This window comes from Sphingopyxis sp., from assembly GCF_965279755.1.
In the GTDB taxonomy this organism is placed as follows: Bacteria; Pseudomonadota; Alphaproteobacteria; order Sphingomonadales; family Sphingomonadaceae; genus Sphingopyxis.
The window spans coordinates 1,381,216-1,398,866 of record NZ_OZ257261.1 but is presented as its reverse complement, the minus strand read 5'-3'; the positions used below and the strand labels follow the sequence as shown (position 1 = coordinate 1,398,866).

Below are 17,651 nucleotides of genomic sequence, written 5' to 3'. Positions count from 1 at the left end.
TCTCTTGAATTTTTCTAAAATGCCTGTCCTTATAGGTTTCAGCAAGTAGCTGTCTCACTCAGGACCATCGCAAAATTTGGCCGGGACCGTGCGGCATTGCCATCAGGAAGGCGAAGGGGATCTCTATGAAAGTTGTTCAATTGGGCTGGCTCGCCAGCACCGCACTCACTGCTATTGCCAGCCAAAGCCCGGCCTATGCCCAAACAGCTTCGGAAAGTCCCGCGGTCAGCGCGGTCAACGACGAGGATATCGTCGTAACCGGATCGCGAATCCAGCGTTCGGGCTTCGACGCTCCGACCCCGACCACGGTGATCGGCGAGGCCGAGCTTTCGCTGGGCAACCGTGCGAGCATCGCCCAGGTTCTGAACGACACCCCGCAGTTTCGCGCGACCTCGACCCCGTCCACGACGCCGGGCAATACGTCCAGCGGCGTTTCCACTGCGGACATGCGCGGTCTGGGTTCGGTGCGCACGCTGACCTTGCTCAATGGCCACCGTTTTGCTGGCGCCAACGATCTCAACATCGTGCCGCAAAGTCTGGTGAAGCGGATCGACGTGGTGACCGGCGGCGCATCGGCGGCCTGGGGCTCGGGCGCCGTCGCGGGCGTCGTCAACATCATCCTCGATGATGATTTTTCCGGCTGGCGGATGGGCGTGCAGACCGGGGTGTCGTCGCGTGGCGACATGGCGCGCTATGGCGCCGACATCGCATGGGGAACCGACTTTGCGGGTGGCCGCGGTCACTTCATGGTCGGGGGCGAATATATGAACGAGCGCGGCGCGCTCAGCCGCCACGACCGCCCCAATCTCGAGGCTGGCCTGTTCCAGCGGGCCGACGGCAAGCTCGAACTGGTGCGCGATCCCAATTCGACCCAGCTCTACAATGGTGGCTCGATCCTCCGGGCGACCGGAGCGCCCTACAATCTGGTCTTCAATCCCGACGGGAACATCGGCGCCTTCCCGCTCGGCAGCATCACGCAGGGGGTCACGACTATCGGCGGCGGCGGCCAGAATATCTTCGACTATGTCGCGGTCAGCACGCCCTATGAGCGCACCAACCTGTTCGCCCGCGCCAGCTATGACCTGACCGACTCGCTCAAGGTCTGGGCCAATTTCAGCTTCCACCGCATGGCGGCGAACTACAGCTTCTTTCCCGAAACCCCGGCTGCGGTCATCATGCCGGACAATGCGTTCCTGACCCAGGCAAACCGCGACCAGCTCGCGGCTGCCGGCGTCGCCGGTCCGTTCCTGCTTGGTCGCGTTCTCGATGATGTCGGCGACGACCGGGTGATGAAGTTCAAATACAGCCGCCGCAATCTGGAAGGTGCGATCGGCCTCAGCGGCAAGTTCGGCGATGGCTGGAGCTATGAGGCCTATTACGACCATGGCGAGATCCGGCTCAATCAGCGGCTGAACAATCAGCGGATCAAATCGCGCTTCACCAACGGCGTGGATTCGGTTCTTGTGAACGGCACCCCGACGTGCCGTATCAACGCCGATGCATCGACCGCCAACGACGACCCGAGCTGCGTGCCCATCAACCTGTTCGGCAACGGCAGCATTTCGGATGCCGCGGCGGACTGGGCCTTTGGCGGGTCGCAGCTGATCTATACGATCAAGCTGGATGCGGCGGGCGCCAGCCTTTCGGGTCAGCCTTTCTCGACCTGGGCCGGCCCCGTTGACATCGCGCTCGGTTCCGACGTTCGCTGGGAAAAGCAGGTCACCAATTATGTCGACCCGCTGTCGCTCGCCAATGCGCTCGGCACGCTCAACTCGTCGGCGACGAACGGCAGTTTCAACGTCAAAGAAGTCTTTGCCGAGGTCAACGTGCCGTTGCTCGACATCACCGACACGTTGAAGCTCGAGATCAACGGTGCTGCGCGCTATTCGGACTATAGCACCAGCGGCGGCATCTGGTCGTGGAAGACCGGTGGCACGCTGCGCGTCGTCAACGACCTGCTGCTCCGCGCGGTCTATTCGCGCGACATCCGCTCGCCCAGCATCACCGAATATTTCCTCAACCGCTCGACGAACATCGGCACCGTCTTCGACCCGTTCGTCGGGGCCAACGGCACGGTGCAGAACAATGTCGTGGTCTATGGCGGCGGCAACAAGCTTCTGACGCCCGAGATTTCGCATACGCTGACCGTCGGCGGATCCTATTCGCCGTCCTTCGCCCCGGGGCTGCGCCTGTCGGTCGACTATTATGACATCGACATCGACAATGTGATCACGACGGTGACGGCGAACGATTTGCTGAAGCAGTGCTTCGCCGCGGCGCCGACCGATCCCACTTGCGGGGGCATCATTGTCCGCGAAACCAACGGCACGATCGGGTCGATCACCAACGGATACCGCAACCTTGCCAATTACCAGACGCAGGGTCTGGACATCGAGGCATCGTACCGCATGCCGCTCGGCAACGGCACGCTGTCGTTCCGCGCGTTGGCCAACCATGTGTTCAACCTGAAGATCAACGGCAATGATGTCGCGGGCTTCGTCGGGGGCGACACCGCTTTCTCGACCCCGCAATGGCGCGGAACGGCGACCGTCGCCTATGACAGCGACAGCTTCGGCGCGAACCTGCGCTTGCGCTATGTCGATGGCGGTCTCGACCGGCCGCTGACGGTCGTGAACAATGTTCCGGTGGAGATCGTGAACAACAAGGTCGCCAGCCGCACCTATGTCGATCTTGGCGTCCAGTTCAAAACCGGACCCTTCACCCTGTTCGGCAACGTCAACAACCTGTTCGACCGCGATCCGCCGATAACGCCCTATACGAGCCCCAACTATGACGTGATCGGTCGCTATGTTTCGGCCGGGGTCAAACTGAACTTCTGAGCAAAGCCCGTTTCTGGCAGCGGTATCGACGATACCGCTGCCAGTCAGGTTATCGGCTTCAGGTGGTCCGGCGCCAAGGGGCCCCGGACGCACAGGCTAGACGGCCGGGACGAGGGCATCCATCATACGGACCGCTGCGCTGTCCAGCGGACGAATGCCGAGATCGGCGCGAACGCGCTCGATGGGGTCGGCGATGCGCTGGTGCCAGGGGACGGCCATCAATTCCTTCGTCGTGCGCCCGTGTCGCCAGCCGTCGAAGGTCACGGTCAACAGCATATCCATCATCGCGGGCATGTCGACCGCAGCCTTGGCCGCCACCGTTGCGAGGAAGCGCGTCGAGTAATTCTGCCCGAACTGCGCCATCTGGAAGCCTGAAATCGCGACCTCGCCCGCCGGGGTAAAACCATAGCCACCGACAAGGTGCCAGATGTCGTGGAGCTGAAGGATGCGCCGGTTCGTCCGGTTCTGGGCGGGATATTCGCCGGGCAGGACGACGGTATCGGCATCGATCACCTCGATATCATATCCGTTGGCGGTCAGCATCGACAGCAGGTCGTGTGCGAGGCTGTCGCTGGCATGTCGCTCGAGATCGGCGGTGGTCAGCCGCACCTCTGGCTGGGCGATGAGTTTGTGCACGCTGTCGAATTCGAGCAGCGCCGCCTCGCACGCGTCGATCATCCGCTGATCATAATGATTGCCGAGTGCGACCACGGCGAGCGTCAGGTCGAGTTCGCCATCGCCGGGCGAGCGCGGCCGGGCGATGATGTCCCAGAAGCCGTCCCACAGAGGGCGTGGCAGCGCAACGCGCGGTTTGCCGTCGGCCACCCACGGCAGGGCCGTCGAAATGCGGGCGGCGCGTTCGGCGGGATCGCTGGTCGCGGACGTGGCATCCGAAATGGCATCGAAAATGGGCACTTGCGCGACAGGGTCGACAAAGGCGGCCGTCGTCATCAGCGCTGCGAGACCCAGCGCGGGTTCGTCTGCCAATGGCGGCCGGGCCGTTTCGACCCATTGTTCGAATTCGTTGCGCATCGAAATATCGATCATGGTCATCAGCCTTCCGATTTCTGTTCCACCGGAGATTATCCTATAAGAATAGAATGATCAACTTATATAGCTGGCACTTCGCGCGGCAACGGCTATAAGCGGCGCATGGACGAACCAGCCAAAGTCAGTTTTCCAAGGCGAACCGCGGCGAAAGCGCGGACGCGTCAGCGTATCGAGGAGGCCGCACGGCGCCTGTTCGTCACGCTCGGCTACGCCGACGCCACGATGGCGGCCATCGCCGAGGCGGCGGACATCCACATCACCACATTGTTCACCCACTTCGCCTCGAAGCGCGATCTTGCCGCGGCGATTGCGGTCACGGCGGGCACGCGCTTCGAGGCGGTGGTCTCGACGCAGCGGGCGCAAGGCGTGCCGGTGCTGACCTTCTGGCGCAATCAGGTTGTCCGGCTCGCGCATGCCTATGAACGCGACGGCGACGGCCAGATCAACCTTGGCCGCGCGCTCGCCGGCGAACCCGAGCTGCTCCCCGTATGGTACGGGCATCAGCGGCTTCAGATCGAGCTGATGACAGACTATATCGCCGACGAACTCGGGGTCGATCCCGCCGGGGATCGTCGTCCGCAAATGGCGGCGGCGATGCTTGTTGCCGGTGGGCGAATGGCGTTCGACAGCTGGATCGAAAGCGGCCGCGCCGGCGATCTGGTCGCCGAGAACGAGCGGCTGCTCGAAGCTGCCGAGGCCGTGCTCGCCGGCGGTCTTCCGCTGATCCGGCGCGAAGGCACCTGGCGCGGATAGTGCACGACCGCCATCCATGCGATCATTCGGCCGGGGCCGTGCCCAGCCGCCGGATATTCTCCTGATGGCTTGATCGGCTGATCGGATAATAAGCGAGGCAGACGATCGCGATCGCGGTCGCGACCGACAGCGCCGCGATATAGATGGTCGCCAGCCCGTGCAGCGCGTCGGCGCCGACCTGGCCGGGCTGCGCATTGTCGGGGAAGCCGACGAAGGACAGCAGCAGCCCCGCCAGCATGATCCCCATGCCCGATATCGCCTTGTTGACCATGGTCGCGGCAGAAAACAGCAGGCCTTCGGAGCGGCGACCTGTTTCGAGCTGGATCTGGTCTGTCACGTCGGCGACCATCGACACCGCCAATATGCCGCCGGCGATCGTCGTCATCATGCTGAAGGCGAATTGCCCCATCAGCAGCCACAGCAGCAGGGGATCGCCATTGGCCGGAAACAGACCGGCGAGGCGCAGCGCCAGAGGAAGGACGCTGGCGACGAGCGACAGGCTGAACATGAGCATCGCGGCAGGCTTTTTGCCGAAGCGCGCCGACAGTGGCAGCACGACGACGAAAGCAAGCAGGATACCGGCGATGGCCGTCGATGCGACGGTCGCGATCTGGCTGGCGCTCAATTCCCAGAAATAGGTCGAGAAATAGACGCCGAGCGACAGGCTGAGCCCCGATGCCACGGCAAAGAACAGGCTGGCGAGCAGGATCGAAATATAGGCTGGATGTATCAGGACGCCCAGCATTTCGCGCAGCATCTGCCCGACCGGAACTTTGACGACCGGCGGCGGGGGCGGGCGTTTCAGCACTTCCTTTTGCGTTCCGATCGACGAGATCAGCACTGCGAGCATCATGACTCCCGCCGCCACCCACGCATAGGTGACATAGCCGCCGGCGTTCAGATGGCCCACCGGTTGCGCCGCAGTCGGTCGCAGGAAATAGCCGAAGGTCACCACCGTCATCCCGATCCCGCCGCACACGCCGAAGAAATAGCGCGCGGCGACCAGCCGCGTGCGTTCATCATAATCGCTGGTGAATTCGGCGAGCAGCGCCGTCGAGGGAATCTCGTACAGGCTGATCGAGAAGCGGACGAGGATTGCCGTGGCGACGAGCCAGGCGAACTGGGCCCCGTGCGCCATTTCGGGCGGCGTCCAGAGCAGCAGATAAAAGAGCGCGATGGGCAGCGCGGCGGCATACATGAAGGGATGCCGCCGCCCCCAGCGCGTTCGGACATTGTCCGAATATTGCCCCAGCAGCGGATCGAACAGCGCATCGGCAACCATTGCGATCATGATCGCCGTCCCCACCCAGGCCGCCGGAAGCCCGACGACCTGATTGTAGAACAGCATCAGCAGCGCGTTGAAGCCGTGATCCTTGATGCCGAAGGCGATGGTGCCCGAGCCATAGAGCAACCGCGTCTTCAGCGGCAATGCGTCGGCCGGACGAGCGTCGGTCCTTTCCACGCGGGCGGCCTAGCGGAACCGGAGTTCGAGCTGGAGGCCATAGGTTCGCGGCGGCGTGAACGAATAGGATTGCGCCACGTCCAGCGTCGGAGACGATGCAAGCAGATTGCCCAGCGCGCTGTCATAGCCCTTGCTGTCGAACAGATTCTTGACGAAGGCGATCACGCGGTAGCGCTCACCGCTGCCGGTCCAGATCGCGCGCAGATCGACCTGATCCCACGACGGCATCCGGTTGTACGACCGGTTGAAGATGTTGCTGTAGGCCGAACTGCGCAGCACATAATTGCCCGACAGCGACAGCGTCCCCGGTTCGAAGTCGATGCTGTACATCGCATTCAGAGCCAGCTTGTGGCGCGGCGTGTCGGACAATCGGGCGCCCGCCACGCTTTGCGGTTGCTGGCCATTGGCAACCGGGCCCGACGGCTGCGCGCCGGGCTGCAACGCCAGCGGATCCTGTCCGTCGACGAAGCAGCACCCGCTGTCGATCCGCGAATGGCCATAGCCATAGTTGAACGACAGTTGCAGCGCATCGGCCGGTTGCCAGGCAAGCTCGACCTCGGCGCCATAGCTTTTCGAGCTTTTCAGGTTGAAGAATTGCGTAAGCTGCGCGCCGCCGGGCTGTGATACCGTCAGCGGCACCTGAAGCCCCTGATAGTCATAATAGAAGCCTGCGAGGTTGACGCGCAGCCGCCTGCCGATCGAATGTTTGTAGCCCGCCTCGAAGGCATCGACATGCTCGGCGCCGGTCTGCGGCAGTACCGAAATGCCGCCGGCGTTGAACCCGCCCGACTTGTAGCCGCGGCTGTAGCGAAGGAAGGCAAGCTGGTCGTCGCTGGGCTGCCATTCGACCGCAACCGTTCCGGTTACCGCGTTCCAGCTGTTCGCGAGGCCGCGCCGTGCGATACCCGTCACGGGATCGATCGTCACCGCGGACGCCACCCCCGGCGCCGGCAGCGTGGAGATTTGCGACGCCGTGATGTCGAGTGCCGGGGTCAACGAGCCATAGAGGTCGGGAGAGAAGCCGCCACAGCCGAAGCAGAGGAGGCGGAAAGATTCCTCGCCGCTCTTCTTGTCATGCGTGTAGCGCAGGCCGGCCGTGATGCGCAGCGCATCGGTGAAACGATAGTCGATCTGACCGAAGACCGCCGAGGACTTGGTGGTCAGCGTCGAGGCGGCATAGACGAAATCGCCGAGCGGATTGGCGGGGCCGTTGGCCGGTGCGCGCAGTTGCAGTTGGTTGGGTGCGTTGAAATGCGATTCCTGCGTCAGCGTCTCCTGATAATAATAGATACCGGCAACCCATTGCAGCGGCCCGTCGGTGTTCGATGTCAGGTTGAGTTCGCCGCTGCCGAAGCTCTTGTCATTGTGCAGGTTGAGCTGCGTCGACGGAAAGGCGGTGAGCGGCCCGCAGCCGGGGACGAGGGCGCAAATCCCACCGCCAGGCGCGAGCGGGAAGGGGTAGGAAATCACGCTCGTCCCGTCGAGCTCATAGGTGTTGTCGAGGCGATATTCCTGATAGCCGCCGAGCAGGCGGACATCGAAGGTCGGCAGCGACCATTTGATGTCGCCGGTCGCGCCGAAATTGCCGCGCAGCTTTTCGGTCTGCGTCGTGTCGGCGCTGAAGCGGCGGATGTTGGTCGCGCCCGGGGGCACCGGATCGGGATCGAGCGCAACGACGCCCGGGATCAGATAGCCGAAGGATGCGCCCGGTGTGATTGCCCCGGTCGGATAGGGAGCAAAGTCGTAGCCGCCGATGCGGTTGAGCGCGCGCGGATTGAGGTCGGTGCGGCCCGAGAAGATTTTCGCCCAGGCCGTCACATCGGGGCCGAGGTCGGCCTCGAGCTGCAGTTCGACATAACGTCGCTCGCCGCGCCCGCCCTCGCTGACACCGCCGGCCTCGTTCCTGAAATAGCCGCGCTCCTGTTTGCTGTATCCGCCTGCCAGTCGCGCTCGCAGTCCCTTGGTCAGCGATCCGGACGCTGACGCCTCGACCGTATAGAGTCCATGATTGCCCACCGATCCGCGCAGGTCCGCGCTGAAGTCTTCGGTCGGCCGTTTGGAAATCGCATTGATCGCGCCGCCGATCGAATTGCGGCCATAGAGCGTGCCCTGCGGACCGCGCAGCACTTCGATGCGGTCGATGAAGAAATCGGACGCGGCGATTGATGTCGTCGAGGCGTCATAGATGCCGTCGGTGTAGGTCGAGACGCCGGGGTCGCTGCCATTGGTGTTGGTCTGTCGCCCGATGCCACGGATGAACACGCGATCATTGCCGGCCGAATAGCTCAGCCCCGGGGTGAAGTTGGCGAAGTCCTGCAAGGTGTTGATGCCGGCAAGCTGGCGGGCATCGGAGGTATAGGCCGATATGGCCAGCGGCACCTCTTGCAGATTGGCGGAGCGCTTTTCCGCCGTGACGACGATTTCGGTAAGGCCCGACCCTTCTTCCGTTGCGGGAGGCTGACCCCCCGTCGCTGTGCCCTGCGCCTGAGCCGCAGCCGGTACCGCCATGATTGCGACGCTCGCAAACATCCAGGATATATTTCGCATACCACGCCTCTCCCGCCGCCAGCGATCCTGCTGGTCGATTATTGGCGCGATGGGCCCGCTGTGCGGGTCCCACGCTATGGACGGCGAATGCCACTGCGACATCCCCCGCCGCCATCGTTATAGGTGTTTCATATATTAGTCTATAACGATATATTTAACATCGTCGTTCGACGGACGACCTGCCGTTTGCGACCTGTTTGCGCGGATTTCTGGTGGCCGGCACGGTCGATCCATCCATCTGGCAAGCAGCAATATGGTCCGTGTGACCATATCGTCAGACCGTTATTGCAGTTGATTAATATATTTTTCTATAATTATAGAATCAACTCGACCGGTTCGCGTCTGCGACCATGGAAAAAGCCACCGCCCATCGAGGGAGGGGTGAGGGGAGAAGCCGGATGAATCGATCTTGTCGTGCGATGGACTTGCCTGCGACCGGGGGGATCGCGATCGTCGGGGGCCGCGCTCGATGACCTCCACGGCCCAAGCCCTTGCGGAACTCAACGCGCGCGCGGTCCCCGACTGGTATCAGGATGCGAAGTTCGGGATTTTCATCCATTGGGGGGCCTTCGCCATCCCGGGCTTCGCGCCGCGCCTGGGCTCGATCGGCGAGGCCTTTGCCAAGGATTATGACCGGGCGGTCGCAATGGTCCCCTACACCGAATGGTATTGCAACGCGATCAAGGTGCCGGGAACCCCTTCGGCCGAATTTCACCGGACGCATTATGGCGATGCGCCCTATGAGGATTTCAAACAGCCGTTCGAGGCGGGGCTCGATCACTGGGACCCCGCCGCGTGGGCGGAGGCGTTCCGCGACGCCGGCGCGCGTTATGTCGTGCTCGTCACCAAACATCACGACGGGCTTTGCCTTTGGCCCAGCCAGATTGCTAACCGGCATCAGGCAGGATGGACGACCCGGCGCGATATCGTCGGCGAACTGGCCACCGCGGTGCGCGCTGCGGGACTGCGGTTCGGGGTCTATTATTCGGGCGGGATCGACTGGACCTTCAACAGGCGTCCGCTGCGCACCCTCGGCGACTTCATGGCTTCGACGCCGGGTGGCGACTATCCGGCCTATGCGATGGCGCAGGTGCGCGAACTGATCGACCGTTATGAACCGTCGGTGCTGTGGAACGACATCAGCTGGCCGACGCGGCCCGGGCCGTTGTATCAGCTGTTCGCGGACTATTATCGCGCGGTTCCGGAAGGCGTGGTCAACGACCGCTGGGTGGCGACCAGTCTGCCGCGCGACATGCTCAAGATTCCGATCGTGCGGCGCTACGTCGATCGCAAGATTCAGGCGGCGATCGCGAGGCAGGGCGCCAACGCATCGAAAGGGATCATTCCCCCCGAAGTTCCGCACAGCGACTTCCGGACACCCGAATATGCAGCCTTCTCGGAAACGCAGGAAAAGAAGTGGGAGGCGACCCGCGGCATGAGCCACAGCTTCGGCTTCAATCGCAACGATGGTGAAGCCGACTACGACGGCGCCGATACGCTGCTTCACGATTTCATCGATGCGGTGGCGCGCAACGGCAATCTGCTGCTCAACGTCGGGCCACGCGCGACCGACGCGGGCATCCCCGACGAACAGCTCCGCCGCCTCAAGCAATTCGGCACGTGGCTGCGCGCGAACGGTGAGGCCATCTATGGGACGCGACCATGGACGCAATCAGACGGCGAAAGTGAATGCGGACTTGCCGTGCGCTTCACTGCGGCACCGGGGCGGGTGAACCTGATCATCAAGGGGCCGGTGGCGTCGGAGCAGCTTGTGATCAAGAACCTCGCCCTTGCCGGCAAGGGCATCCGTCTCGGCGATGGCAGTCCGGTCCAGCTTGAGGCACGCGGCCCCGATCTTCGGCTGACGTTCGCGTCGCCCTGCATCGATACGACCGGCACCGCGGTTGCCGTAGCCGTCCAGGGCGGCAAGTCGGCCGAAGTCGCGGGGGGCCGGGGCTGACCCGGCGACCCTTCCTTTACAGCCGCCCGGCCGCTCTGGCGCTATGTTCTCGACCGGGCTGCGTCAGTATCCCCTGCGGTCGCGGCTCGCGACTGCGGCTTCCGAGGGCCAGTGGCCTTGGGGATTCTCCAGCACGATTTCAGCGAGCAGGGCCTTCGCGCCCTTTTCGTCACCCGCAAAGGGACGGCGCTGCTGTTCGGGGTGATCCCTTTCGCAGCTTGATCGCGCGAGCGTCCCGGTTTCGGCGCACCCGCTCAGCGCCGCCGGGCTTTCCATGCTTGCACCGCCGCCAGCGTCTTTTCGATATGCGCCTGCGGGCTGCGATCGGTGTAGCTGAGCAGGATCGTTCCGTCGGGGGCGATGACGAACGAGGTGCGGCTGGATAGCATCGTCTGGTCGGCGCCGCGCACGGCGGTGTCGAATTTCGCTGCGACCTTTGCGCCCGGGTCGGCGGCGACGGCAAATTTGTCGCGGCATTCGGACTTCGAGAATTCGGCGACGCGGTCGATATTACCCGCCGTCACGCCGACGACGCGCGCACCCAGCTTGGTGAAGCGGTCGCTCGCCTCGGCGAACAGATGCGCCTCCATCGTGCAGCCGGGCGTGAAGGCCGCGGGGAAGAAATAAAGCACCACCGGTCCCTTTCGCAGCGTCTGCTTCAGCGACAAGCTGAAGGGTTTGCCGCCCTGCGCCGCATTCAGCGTGAAGTCGGGTGCCTTCGCTCCCTTCTGCAGTGCAGCGATGCCCTGCGCCGGAAGGATCGCGAGGGGGAGGCCGATCGCGAGTGCGATCGCGAGAGTCTTGCCGATTTTCATGCGGAATCCTTCCAGTTCGGAGAAGGGGCAAGAATGGTCGAAAAGACGGGCGACGTCCATATCATTGCCCGCCGCAGGTCGTGACGCAGGCGGAGCAATCGCCAAATCGGATGAATGGTGACCCCTACGGGAATCGAACCCGTGTTTCAGCCGTGAGAGGGCCGCGTCCTGACCGCTAGACGAAGGGGCCTTAAGGTCGGATATTTCAGGAAATGGCAGGCCGACCGCCCGCTTTGCCGATGGTGACCCCTACGGGACTCGAACCCGTGTTTTCGCCGTGAAAGGGCGACGTCCTAGACCGCTAGACGAAGGGGCCGTCTGATCGGTGAAGCGGCGCATTAGACGCGCGTTTCCGCGCGGTCAAGCGCGGTCGCGAAATTATTGGGGTGCGGCGGTCCGCTGGTCCGCCGACCGACCCTCAATCCGCCCAGGCCGCATCTTCCAGATGCAGCTCGGCGGCGGGCCGGCTGCCCCAATCGTCGCGCTTCGCGCGTCCGGCGAGCCACAGCTTGCGCCCGCGCGCGTTGAGCAGCGTCTGGCCGAGTTCGGTTTCGGCGCTGCGGAAGGCGATTGCCTTGAATCGCGCGCCGTCGTCGCCCGACACGATCAGCCGGACATGGTCGGTGCCGACGATGCCCGCTTCGACGATCCGCACCGGCCCCGTCGCAACGCGCGGCGCGGGCCAGCCGGCCCCGTAAGGCCCGGCACTCTCGATCGCCTCGCACCACAGGGGATTGATCCCGCGCGGCGCGAGCACCGCATCGATCAGCAGCGACTTGTCGCCGCTCGCGCGTTCGACGTCGGCGGCGAGCCGCTCGTTCAGAAAGGCGCCCAGCGCATCGATCTTGTCCTTCGCAACCGTCAGCCCTGCCGCCATCGCATGGCCGCCGCCGGCAACGAGCAGTCCGGTCTCCTTTGCAGCGAGGATCGCGGCGCCAAGGTCGACGCCCGAGATCGAGCGGCCCGATCCCTTACCAACCCCGTCCGCGTCGACCGCGATGACGATCGCGGGGCGGTGCAGCTTCTCTTTCAATCGCCCCGCGACGATGCCGATCACGCCCGGATGCCAGCCCTCGCCCGCGACGATCGCGACCGGCGCGTTGCCGCACGCCGCGCTCGCGGCGAGGGCTTCGTCGAGCACCCCCGCCTCGATCGCGCGCCGCTCCTCGTTCAGCCGGTTGAGTTCGACCGCGATATCGGCCGCCTCCTGCGGATCGTTCGTCGTCAGCAGCCGCACGCCAAGGTCGGACTTGCCGACGCGCCCGCCGGCGTTGATCCGCGGCCCCAGCGCAAAGCCCATGTCGCTCGCGGTCGGCGCCTTGGTCAGCCGCGCCGCGTCCATCAGCGCCGCCATGCCGATATTGCCGCGCTTCGCCATGACCTTCAGCCCCTGCGTCACCAGCGCGCGGTTGAACCCGGTCAGCCGCGCGACGTCGGCGACGGTGCCGAGCGCGACGAGGTCGAGCAGCTCGATCAGCGCCGGCTCGGGTCCGCTGCCGAACCACCCGCGCGCGCGCAGCGTGCGGAGCAGCGCCGCGCCGAGCAGAAAGGCGACACCGACTGCGGCGAGATTGCCGTGGATCGCGGCATCGGGCCCTTCATCGAGCCGGTTCGGGTTCACCAGCGCCAGCGCGGCGGGCAGCATCGTCGCGCACTGGTGATGGTCGACGACGATCACCTCGACCCCTGCGGCGTTGGCCTCGGCGATCGCGTCGAACGCCTGTGCGCCGCAATCGACGGTGACGACCAGCTTCGACCCTGCTTCGCCGATCTTGACGAGCGCGGCGCCCGAGGGGCCATAGCCCTCCATCAACCGGTCGGGGATGTACGCGCCGACCGGCACGTCGAGAGCGCCGAGCAGGCGGACGAGCAGCGCCGCCGAGGTCGCGCCGTCGACGTCATAATCGCCGAAGATCGTCACTGCCTCGCGCTTCTCGACCGCATCGGCGAGCCGCGCGGCGGCGGCGTCCATGTCGCGGAACAGCGACGGGTCGGGCATGAAGCCGCGCAGGGTCGGGGTGCGCTGGCGCTCGATATCGTCGCGCGCGACGCCGCGCGCGAGCAGAAGCTGGGTGACGAGATCATCGGGGGCAAGGCTTTCGCCGCCCATCTCGGCACTCGTTCGCCGCCAGTGCCACGGCTGGCCGAGGATCGACCGGGTGATGCCGAGCGCCGCTTCGCTCATCGCCGCGCTCCGGCCGTCAGGATGCGCGCGCGCAGGTCTTTCGCGATATCCAGCGGGATTGCTGGAATCGTGTGGCTCGCGAGCGAACTGCCGCCGGGCACACCGAACACGAGCGTCGCGAGGCCGAACGGGCGGAGGATGAAGTCGGTTTTCAGGTCGGCACTCTGCACCGAGGCATGCGGCAGCAAGGTCATCTTGGGCTTCCAGAAGCCGGAGCGGATCGCAACCATGTCGCCAAGGTCGGTCCATTGATGGAAGCGCGTGCCGAGCAGCGCGAAAGCGGCGATCAGGGCCGCGGCAACGACCGCGACCCATCCCAGCGGCTGACCGAAAAAGACCGCAAGGCTGCCGCCGAGCGCCGCGCAGGTGGCGCCGACGAAACCGCCGAGCGCGACGATCCGGTGACTGTGCGCCCAGCGCAGTCCCGCATCGGGGCGGCGGATCGCGACTTCGGCGAGCACCGGGTCGATTTCGGCGAGCCGTCCGAAGGGAACGACCTGATGATCCTTTTCCTTCTCGCCGTCACTCGCCAGACTCTGCAGGCGCAGTTCGTGCCAGCCGAAGCGCTGGCGCAGCCAGCCGGTGACAAGGATGGCCGCCTGCACGCGCTTCACCGGCACCGCGACGTCGGTGCGCGTCGTCAGCCCGCGGGTACGCCGCAGTGCGCGCGGCTCGCGCGTCAGCCGGAAATCCCAGTTGGCGAAGACCATCGTCGCGATGCCGCTGGCGAAGCCGATGAAGAGCAGCGAAATCGCGGCGCCGACCCCTGCGATCCAGCGATGCGCGAGCAGCCAGGTGTCGAGCCCGTAGCCCTCGGCGACATCGATCCAGTCCATCGGGTTGAAGACGTTGAAATCGAACGGCAGCAGATTGTCGAAGAACTGCATCGCGCCGCCCACGATCGCCAGCGCGGCGAGCGAGAAATTGAAGAGACCCGCGATCAGCAACCGGCGCGGCCCCATCGCGAAGAGCAGCCGGTCTTCGGCAGGTGCTGCCCCGGCTTCCTCGCCGGCCTCGGGCGCACCGGCGGCGACCGGCGTCGCGGCGACCGGCGCGCTGCGATGCGCGCGGATCGTGGTGCGCAGCGCCTGCGCCGCGTCGAGACCGATCGCGTCGAGGCTCGCGTCATTCTCTTTCCCGCCCGCGCCGGTCTCGAATCCGACCTTGGCGATGCCGAGCGCGCGCGCGACGATCCCCTGTTCGATGCTCACGTCCTGGATGCGGTCGAAGGGGATGGTGCGGTGCTGGCGCGACAGCACCCCGCTCTCGATCACCACCTCGCCGGCGCCGACCGCAAAGCGGAAACGCAACCAGCCGAGCCACGCGAAGGCGAGCGAGATTCCGATAAATGCCAGCAGCGCGGGCAAGACGAGCCACCAGCGCCCGGTAAAGCCCAGCGCCGCGACCGCGGGAAGGAACTGGAGCGAGCGTGGCCCGAGCCGGACGATCGACAGCGCGAGCGTCGCGGGATGCAGCCGCTGCCATTCGATTTCAGGCACGACCTCGTCGCTCACGCGAAATCGGTCTGGATGTGGCGGCGGATCGTCTCGCGCATCGCGGCGGCGAGGTCGCTGTGCAGCCCGGGCAGCGTCACAGTGCTGTTGTGGGTGCCCGAAGTATGGACGACCAGGTGCGACAGCCCGAACATCCGCTCGACCGGCCCCTGTCCGACGTCGATATGCTGGACGCGCACGAACGGCACGATCGTGTCGGTGCGGAACAGCCAGCCGCGCGCGACGCGCAGTTGCCCTTCGCCGATCTTGTAGCCCCAGCGTGCGACCCGCCGTGCCGGAATTGTGACCACCGCGATGATCGCGAGCAGCCAGGCCGCGACGGTGAGCAACCCGTAAGGGCCGTCGATCTGCGGGATCACCAGAAAATCGACGATGGTGGCGCCGATCGCGACCGGCAGCAGGTTAAGCGCGATCGCCGCGCGCAGCACATGCGTATAGGCAGGGTCGACCGGATGAAGGCCCTCGGCGGCATTCAGCGCGTCATGGGCGAAGGGGTCGGTCGGCGGCGGCGCGGCGGTGTCGGTCATGATCCTCCGTTAGTCGCTGGGTGGGTCAGGGCACAACCACATTGAAACGCGGGTCGGCGGGCGGATGGAGCGCGAACCACGACAGGAACGCCATTTTATCGCCGTCGATTTTGATCGCGCCCGACTGGAGCAGCGCGGGAAACTGCGCCTGCCCCAGCATCACATCGTCCAATGTCTTGCGGTCGATGGTGATCGTCGTGGTCGGCGCCGCGTCGGTCACGCCATAGCGCGGGAACTCGACCCCGCCGCCGACGACCACCGCCACCGCTTCCTTGCTGTCGGGCAGGACGAACTGGAACGTGCCTTTGAGCGAACCGCCCTTCGCGGCGTCGAAGCGCGTCGCGAGCGCATCGAAAAAGACCGCGGTCGGAATCGCGCTGACGAAGCTGCGGCTTTGGCCATTGCTCGACCCCGCGGCGACGGCATTGCCGCGCAGGCTGGCGGCGGCGGCAAGATAATAGTTCCGCCACGCGCCCGACTCCGCCTGATAACCCATCTGGTCATACGCCGAGGCGAGCGCCGCGCGCGCGTCCTTGTTGTCGGGCTCGGCAAAGACCAGCTTGTTCAGAAGCTCGGCCGCCCAGCGATAATCGCCCGCCGCGATCGCCGCCTTGCCCGCCGCGAGCAATTTGTCCGCCCCGCCCGCCAGCGCGACATATTTGACCGCCGATTGTTCGGGAGGCAGCGGATTGAAGTTCGCCGGATTGCCGTCCCACCAGCCGAAATAGCGCTGATACACCGCCTTCATGTCGTGGTTGAGCGTGCCATAATAACCGCGCGTCCCGAAATCCTTGCCCTGGACGGGCGCTTCGGCGGTCCGGTCGGCGAGCTCGTGCAAGGTCGCGCCCTTGTTCGCGAGAAACAGCGTGCGGTCGTGGACATAGCGGTAGGCATCGCGCTGGTTCGCCAGCAACTCGCTCACCTCGCCCGGCCCCCAGGTCGGCCAGTGGTGCGACGCCATCGCGACCTCGGCCTTGCCGCCCCATTTCAGCAGCATCGCGTCGATCACCTTCGACCAGTGCAGCGCATCGCGCACCTGCGCCCCGCGCAGCGTCAGCACATTGTGCAGCGTGTGCGTCACGACCTCGGTCGTGTGCAGCGCCTTGTACGCGGGGATATAGAAGACGAACTCCGACGGCGCCTCGGTGCTCCCCGCGTCGAGGAATTCAAAGACGAGCCCGTCGATGGTCAGCGTGCCGCCCTTCTCGGACACCGTTTCGGTCGGCTCCATATAGCCGATCGTCCCCGACGACAGCTTGGGTCCCAGCCCCGTGTCGACCTGTCCGCGCTCGCCCGGCGGCAGGATCGACCCGAACATATAGAGCGCGCGCCGCCCCATCGCGGTGCCGGCGAGGACATTCTCCGACGTCGCTTCTTCGGAGAAGCCGTGCGGCGCGATGATCCGCACCTTGCCGGCCTTCACCTGTTCGGGTGTGACGATCCCGCCGACCCCGCCGAAATGATCGCTGTGGCTGTGGCTGAAGATCACGGCCCTGATCGGCAGCAGCTTCTCCTTCGCCTCGAGAGTATCGGCGAACAGCTTCCATCCCGCGGCCGCCGTTTCTTCGGACAGCAGGGGATCGACGACGATCCAGCCGCTCTTGCCGCGGATGATCGTCATCACCGAAATATCATAGCCGCGGATCTGCCAGATCTTGCCTGGCACCACCTCGAACAATCCGTGCACCGCATCGAGCCGCGCCTGCCGCCACAGCGACGGGTTGACCGTGGCGGGCGCGTCCTTCCTGCTCAGGAATTCATACGGCCGCCGGTCCCACACCGTCTTGCCATTCTTGTCCGTGATGACGCCGCCCGGAATCTCGGCCAGCTTGCCGCGCATTACATTGGCCTCGTCGCGCGGGTCGTCGAGCGGGAGCCGCTTCGCAAGTTCGGCCTGCGCGGTGCGCGTCGCCTCGCTCGCATCGTCCTGCGCGATGGCGGCAAGCGGCAGGCAGCTGGCAAGCAGCACGGCGGTCAGTCGGCGCATGATGATCTCCC

Annotated in this window: 12 protein-coding genes and 2 tRNA genes; 3 read left to right on the top strand and 11 right to left on the bottom strand. The window is 65.1% G+C overall.

Annotated elements, in window-relative coordinates; genetic code table 11:
• Positions 1 to 125 precede the first annotated feature (125 nt).
• The gene (locus ACQY80_RS06850; protein WP_428684936.1) at positions 126 to 2,840 is read left to right on the top strand and encodes a TonB-dependent receptor plug domain-containing protein; all 2,715 of its coding nucleotides are present in this window, start codon (positions 126 to 128) and stop codon (positions 2,838 to 2,840) included.
• Positions 2,841 to 2,936: 96 nt separating this feature from the next.
• Here ACQY80_RS06850 and ACQY80_RS06845 read toward each other — a convergent pair whose 3' ends face one another.
• Positions 2,937 to 3,893, bottom strand: a complete 957-nt coding sequence (locus ACQY80_RS06845; protein WP_428684934.1) for a Coq4 family protein — start codon at positions 3,891 to 3,893, stop codon at positions 2,937 to 2,939.
• 99 nt (positions 3,894 to 3,992) lie between these two features.
• Here ACQY80_RS06845 and ACQY80_RS06840 point away from each other — a divergent pair, with 99 nt between their 5' ends.
• Positions 3,993 to 4,643 (top strand): TetR/AcrR family transcriptional regulator, encoded by a 651-nt coding sequence (locus tag ACQY80_RS06840; RefSeq protein WP_428684932.1) that lies wholly within the window; start codon positions 3,993 to 3,995, stop codon positions 4,641 to 4,643.
• 22 nt (positions 4,644 to 4,665) lie between these two features.
• Here the strand turns inward: ACQY80_RS06840 and ACQY80_RS06835 are convergent, their stop codons facing one another.
• Together ACQY80_RS06835 and ACQY80_RS06830 are read right to left on the bottom strand one after the other, a co-directional pair.
• On the bottom strand, positions 4,666 to 6,105 hold the full coding sequence (locus tag ACQY80_RS06835; RefSeq protein ID WP_428684930.1) for an MFS transporter: 1,440 nt from the start codon (positions 6,103 to 6,105) through the stop codon (positions 4,666 to 4,668).
• Positions 6,106 to 6,114: 9 nt separating this feature from the next.
• On the bottom strand, positions 6,115 to 8,652 hold the full coding sequence (locus ACQY80_RS06830) for a TonB-dependent receptor (RefSeq protein ID WP_428684928.1): 2,538 nt from the start codon (positions 8,650 to 8,652) through the stop codon (positions 6,115 to 6,117).
• Between the two features lie 469 nt (positions 8,653 to 9,121).
• Between ACQY80_RS06830 and ACQY80_RS06825 the strand changes: the two genes are divergently transcribed.
• The gene (locus ACQY80_RS06825) at positions 9,122 to 10,612 is read left to right on the top strand and encodes an alpha-L-fucosidase (RefSeq protein ID WP_428684926.1); all 1,491 of its coding nucleotides are present in this window, start codon (positions 9,122 to 9,124) and stop codon (positions 10,610 to 10,612) included.
• A 63-nt stretch (positions 10,613 to 10,675) separates the two neighbouring features.
• Here ACQY80_RS06825 and ACQY80_RS06820 read toward each other — a convergent pair whose 3' ends face one another.
• From ACQY80_RS06820 to ACQY80_RS06785, 8 genes are all read right to left on the bottom strand, one after another.
• Positions 10,676 to 10,888 carry a hypothetical protein gene (locus ACQY80_RS06820; RefSeq protein WP_428684924.1) on the bottom strand — a complete coding sequence of 71 codons (213 nt, stop codon included), beginning with the start codon at positions 10,886 to 10,888 and terminating at the stop codon, positions 10,676 to 10,678.
• The gene (locus tag ACQY80_RS06815) at positions 10,867 to 11,427 is read right to left on the bottom strand and encodes a peroxiredoxin (RefSeq protein ID WP_428684922.1); all 561 of its coding nucleotides are present in this window, start codon (positions 11,425 to 11,427) and stop codon (positions 10,867 to 10,869) included. Before ACQY80_RS06815 ends, ACQY80_RS06820 begins: the two co-directional genes overlap by 22 nt.
• Before the next feature lie 115 nt (positions 11,428 to 11,542).
• Positions 11,543 to 11,617: transfer RNA gene (locus tag ACQY80_RS06810), tRNA-Glu, on the bottom strand.
• A gap of 50 nt (positions 11,618 to 11,667) precedes the next feature.
• Positions 11,668 to 11,743: transfer RNA gene (locus ACQY80_RS06805), tRNA-Glu, on the bottom strand.
• Between the two features lie 102 nt (positions 11,744 to 11,845).
• Positions 11,846 to 13,612: a single-stranded-DNA-specific exonuclease RecJ gene (gene recJ, locus ACQY80_RS06800; protein WP_428684920.1), complete on the bottom strand. Its 1,767-nt coding sequence runs from the start codon at positions 13,610 to 13,612 to the stop codon at positions 11,846 to 11,848.
• Positions 13,609 to 15,126 (bottom strand): PH domain-containing protein, encoded by a 1,518-nt coding sequence (locus ACQY80_RS06795; protein ID WP_428684918.1) that lies wholly within the window; start codon positions 15,124 to 15,126, stop codon positions 13,609 to 13,611. The genes recJ and ACQY80_RS06795 overlap by 4 nt, the downstream gene beginning before the upstream one ends.
• Entirely contained in the window at positions 15,123 to 15,653 is a 531-nt protein-coding gene (locus tag ACQY80_RS06790) for a PH domain-containing protein (protein ID WP_428684916.1), read from the bottom strand. Before ACQY80_RS06790 ends, ACQY80_RS06795 begins: the two co-directional genes overlap by 4 nt.
• A gap of 25 nt (positions 15,654 to 15,678) precedes the next feature.
• A complete protein-coding gene (locus ACQY80_RS06785; protein WP_428684914.1) occupies positions 15,679 to 17,640 on the bottom strand; it encodes an alkyl/aryl-sulfatase in 1,962 nt (653 codons plus the stop codon).
• Between the last annotated feature and the right edge of the window lie 11 nt (positions 17,641 to 17,651).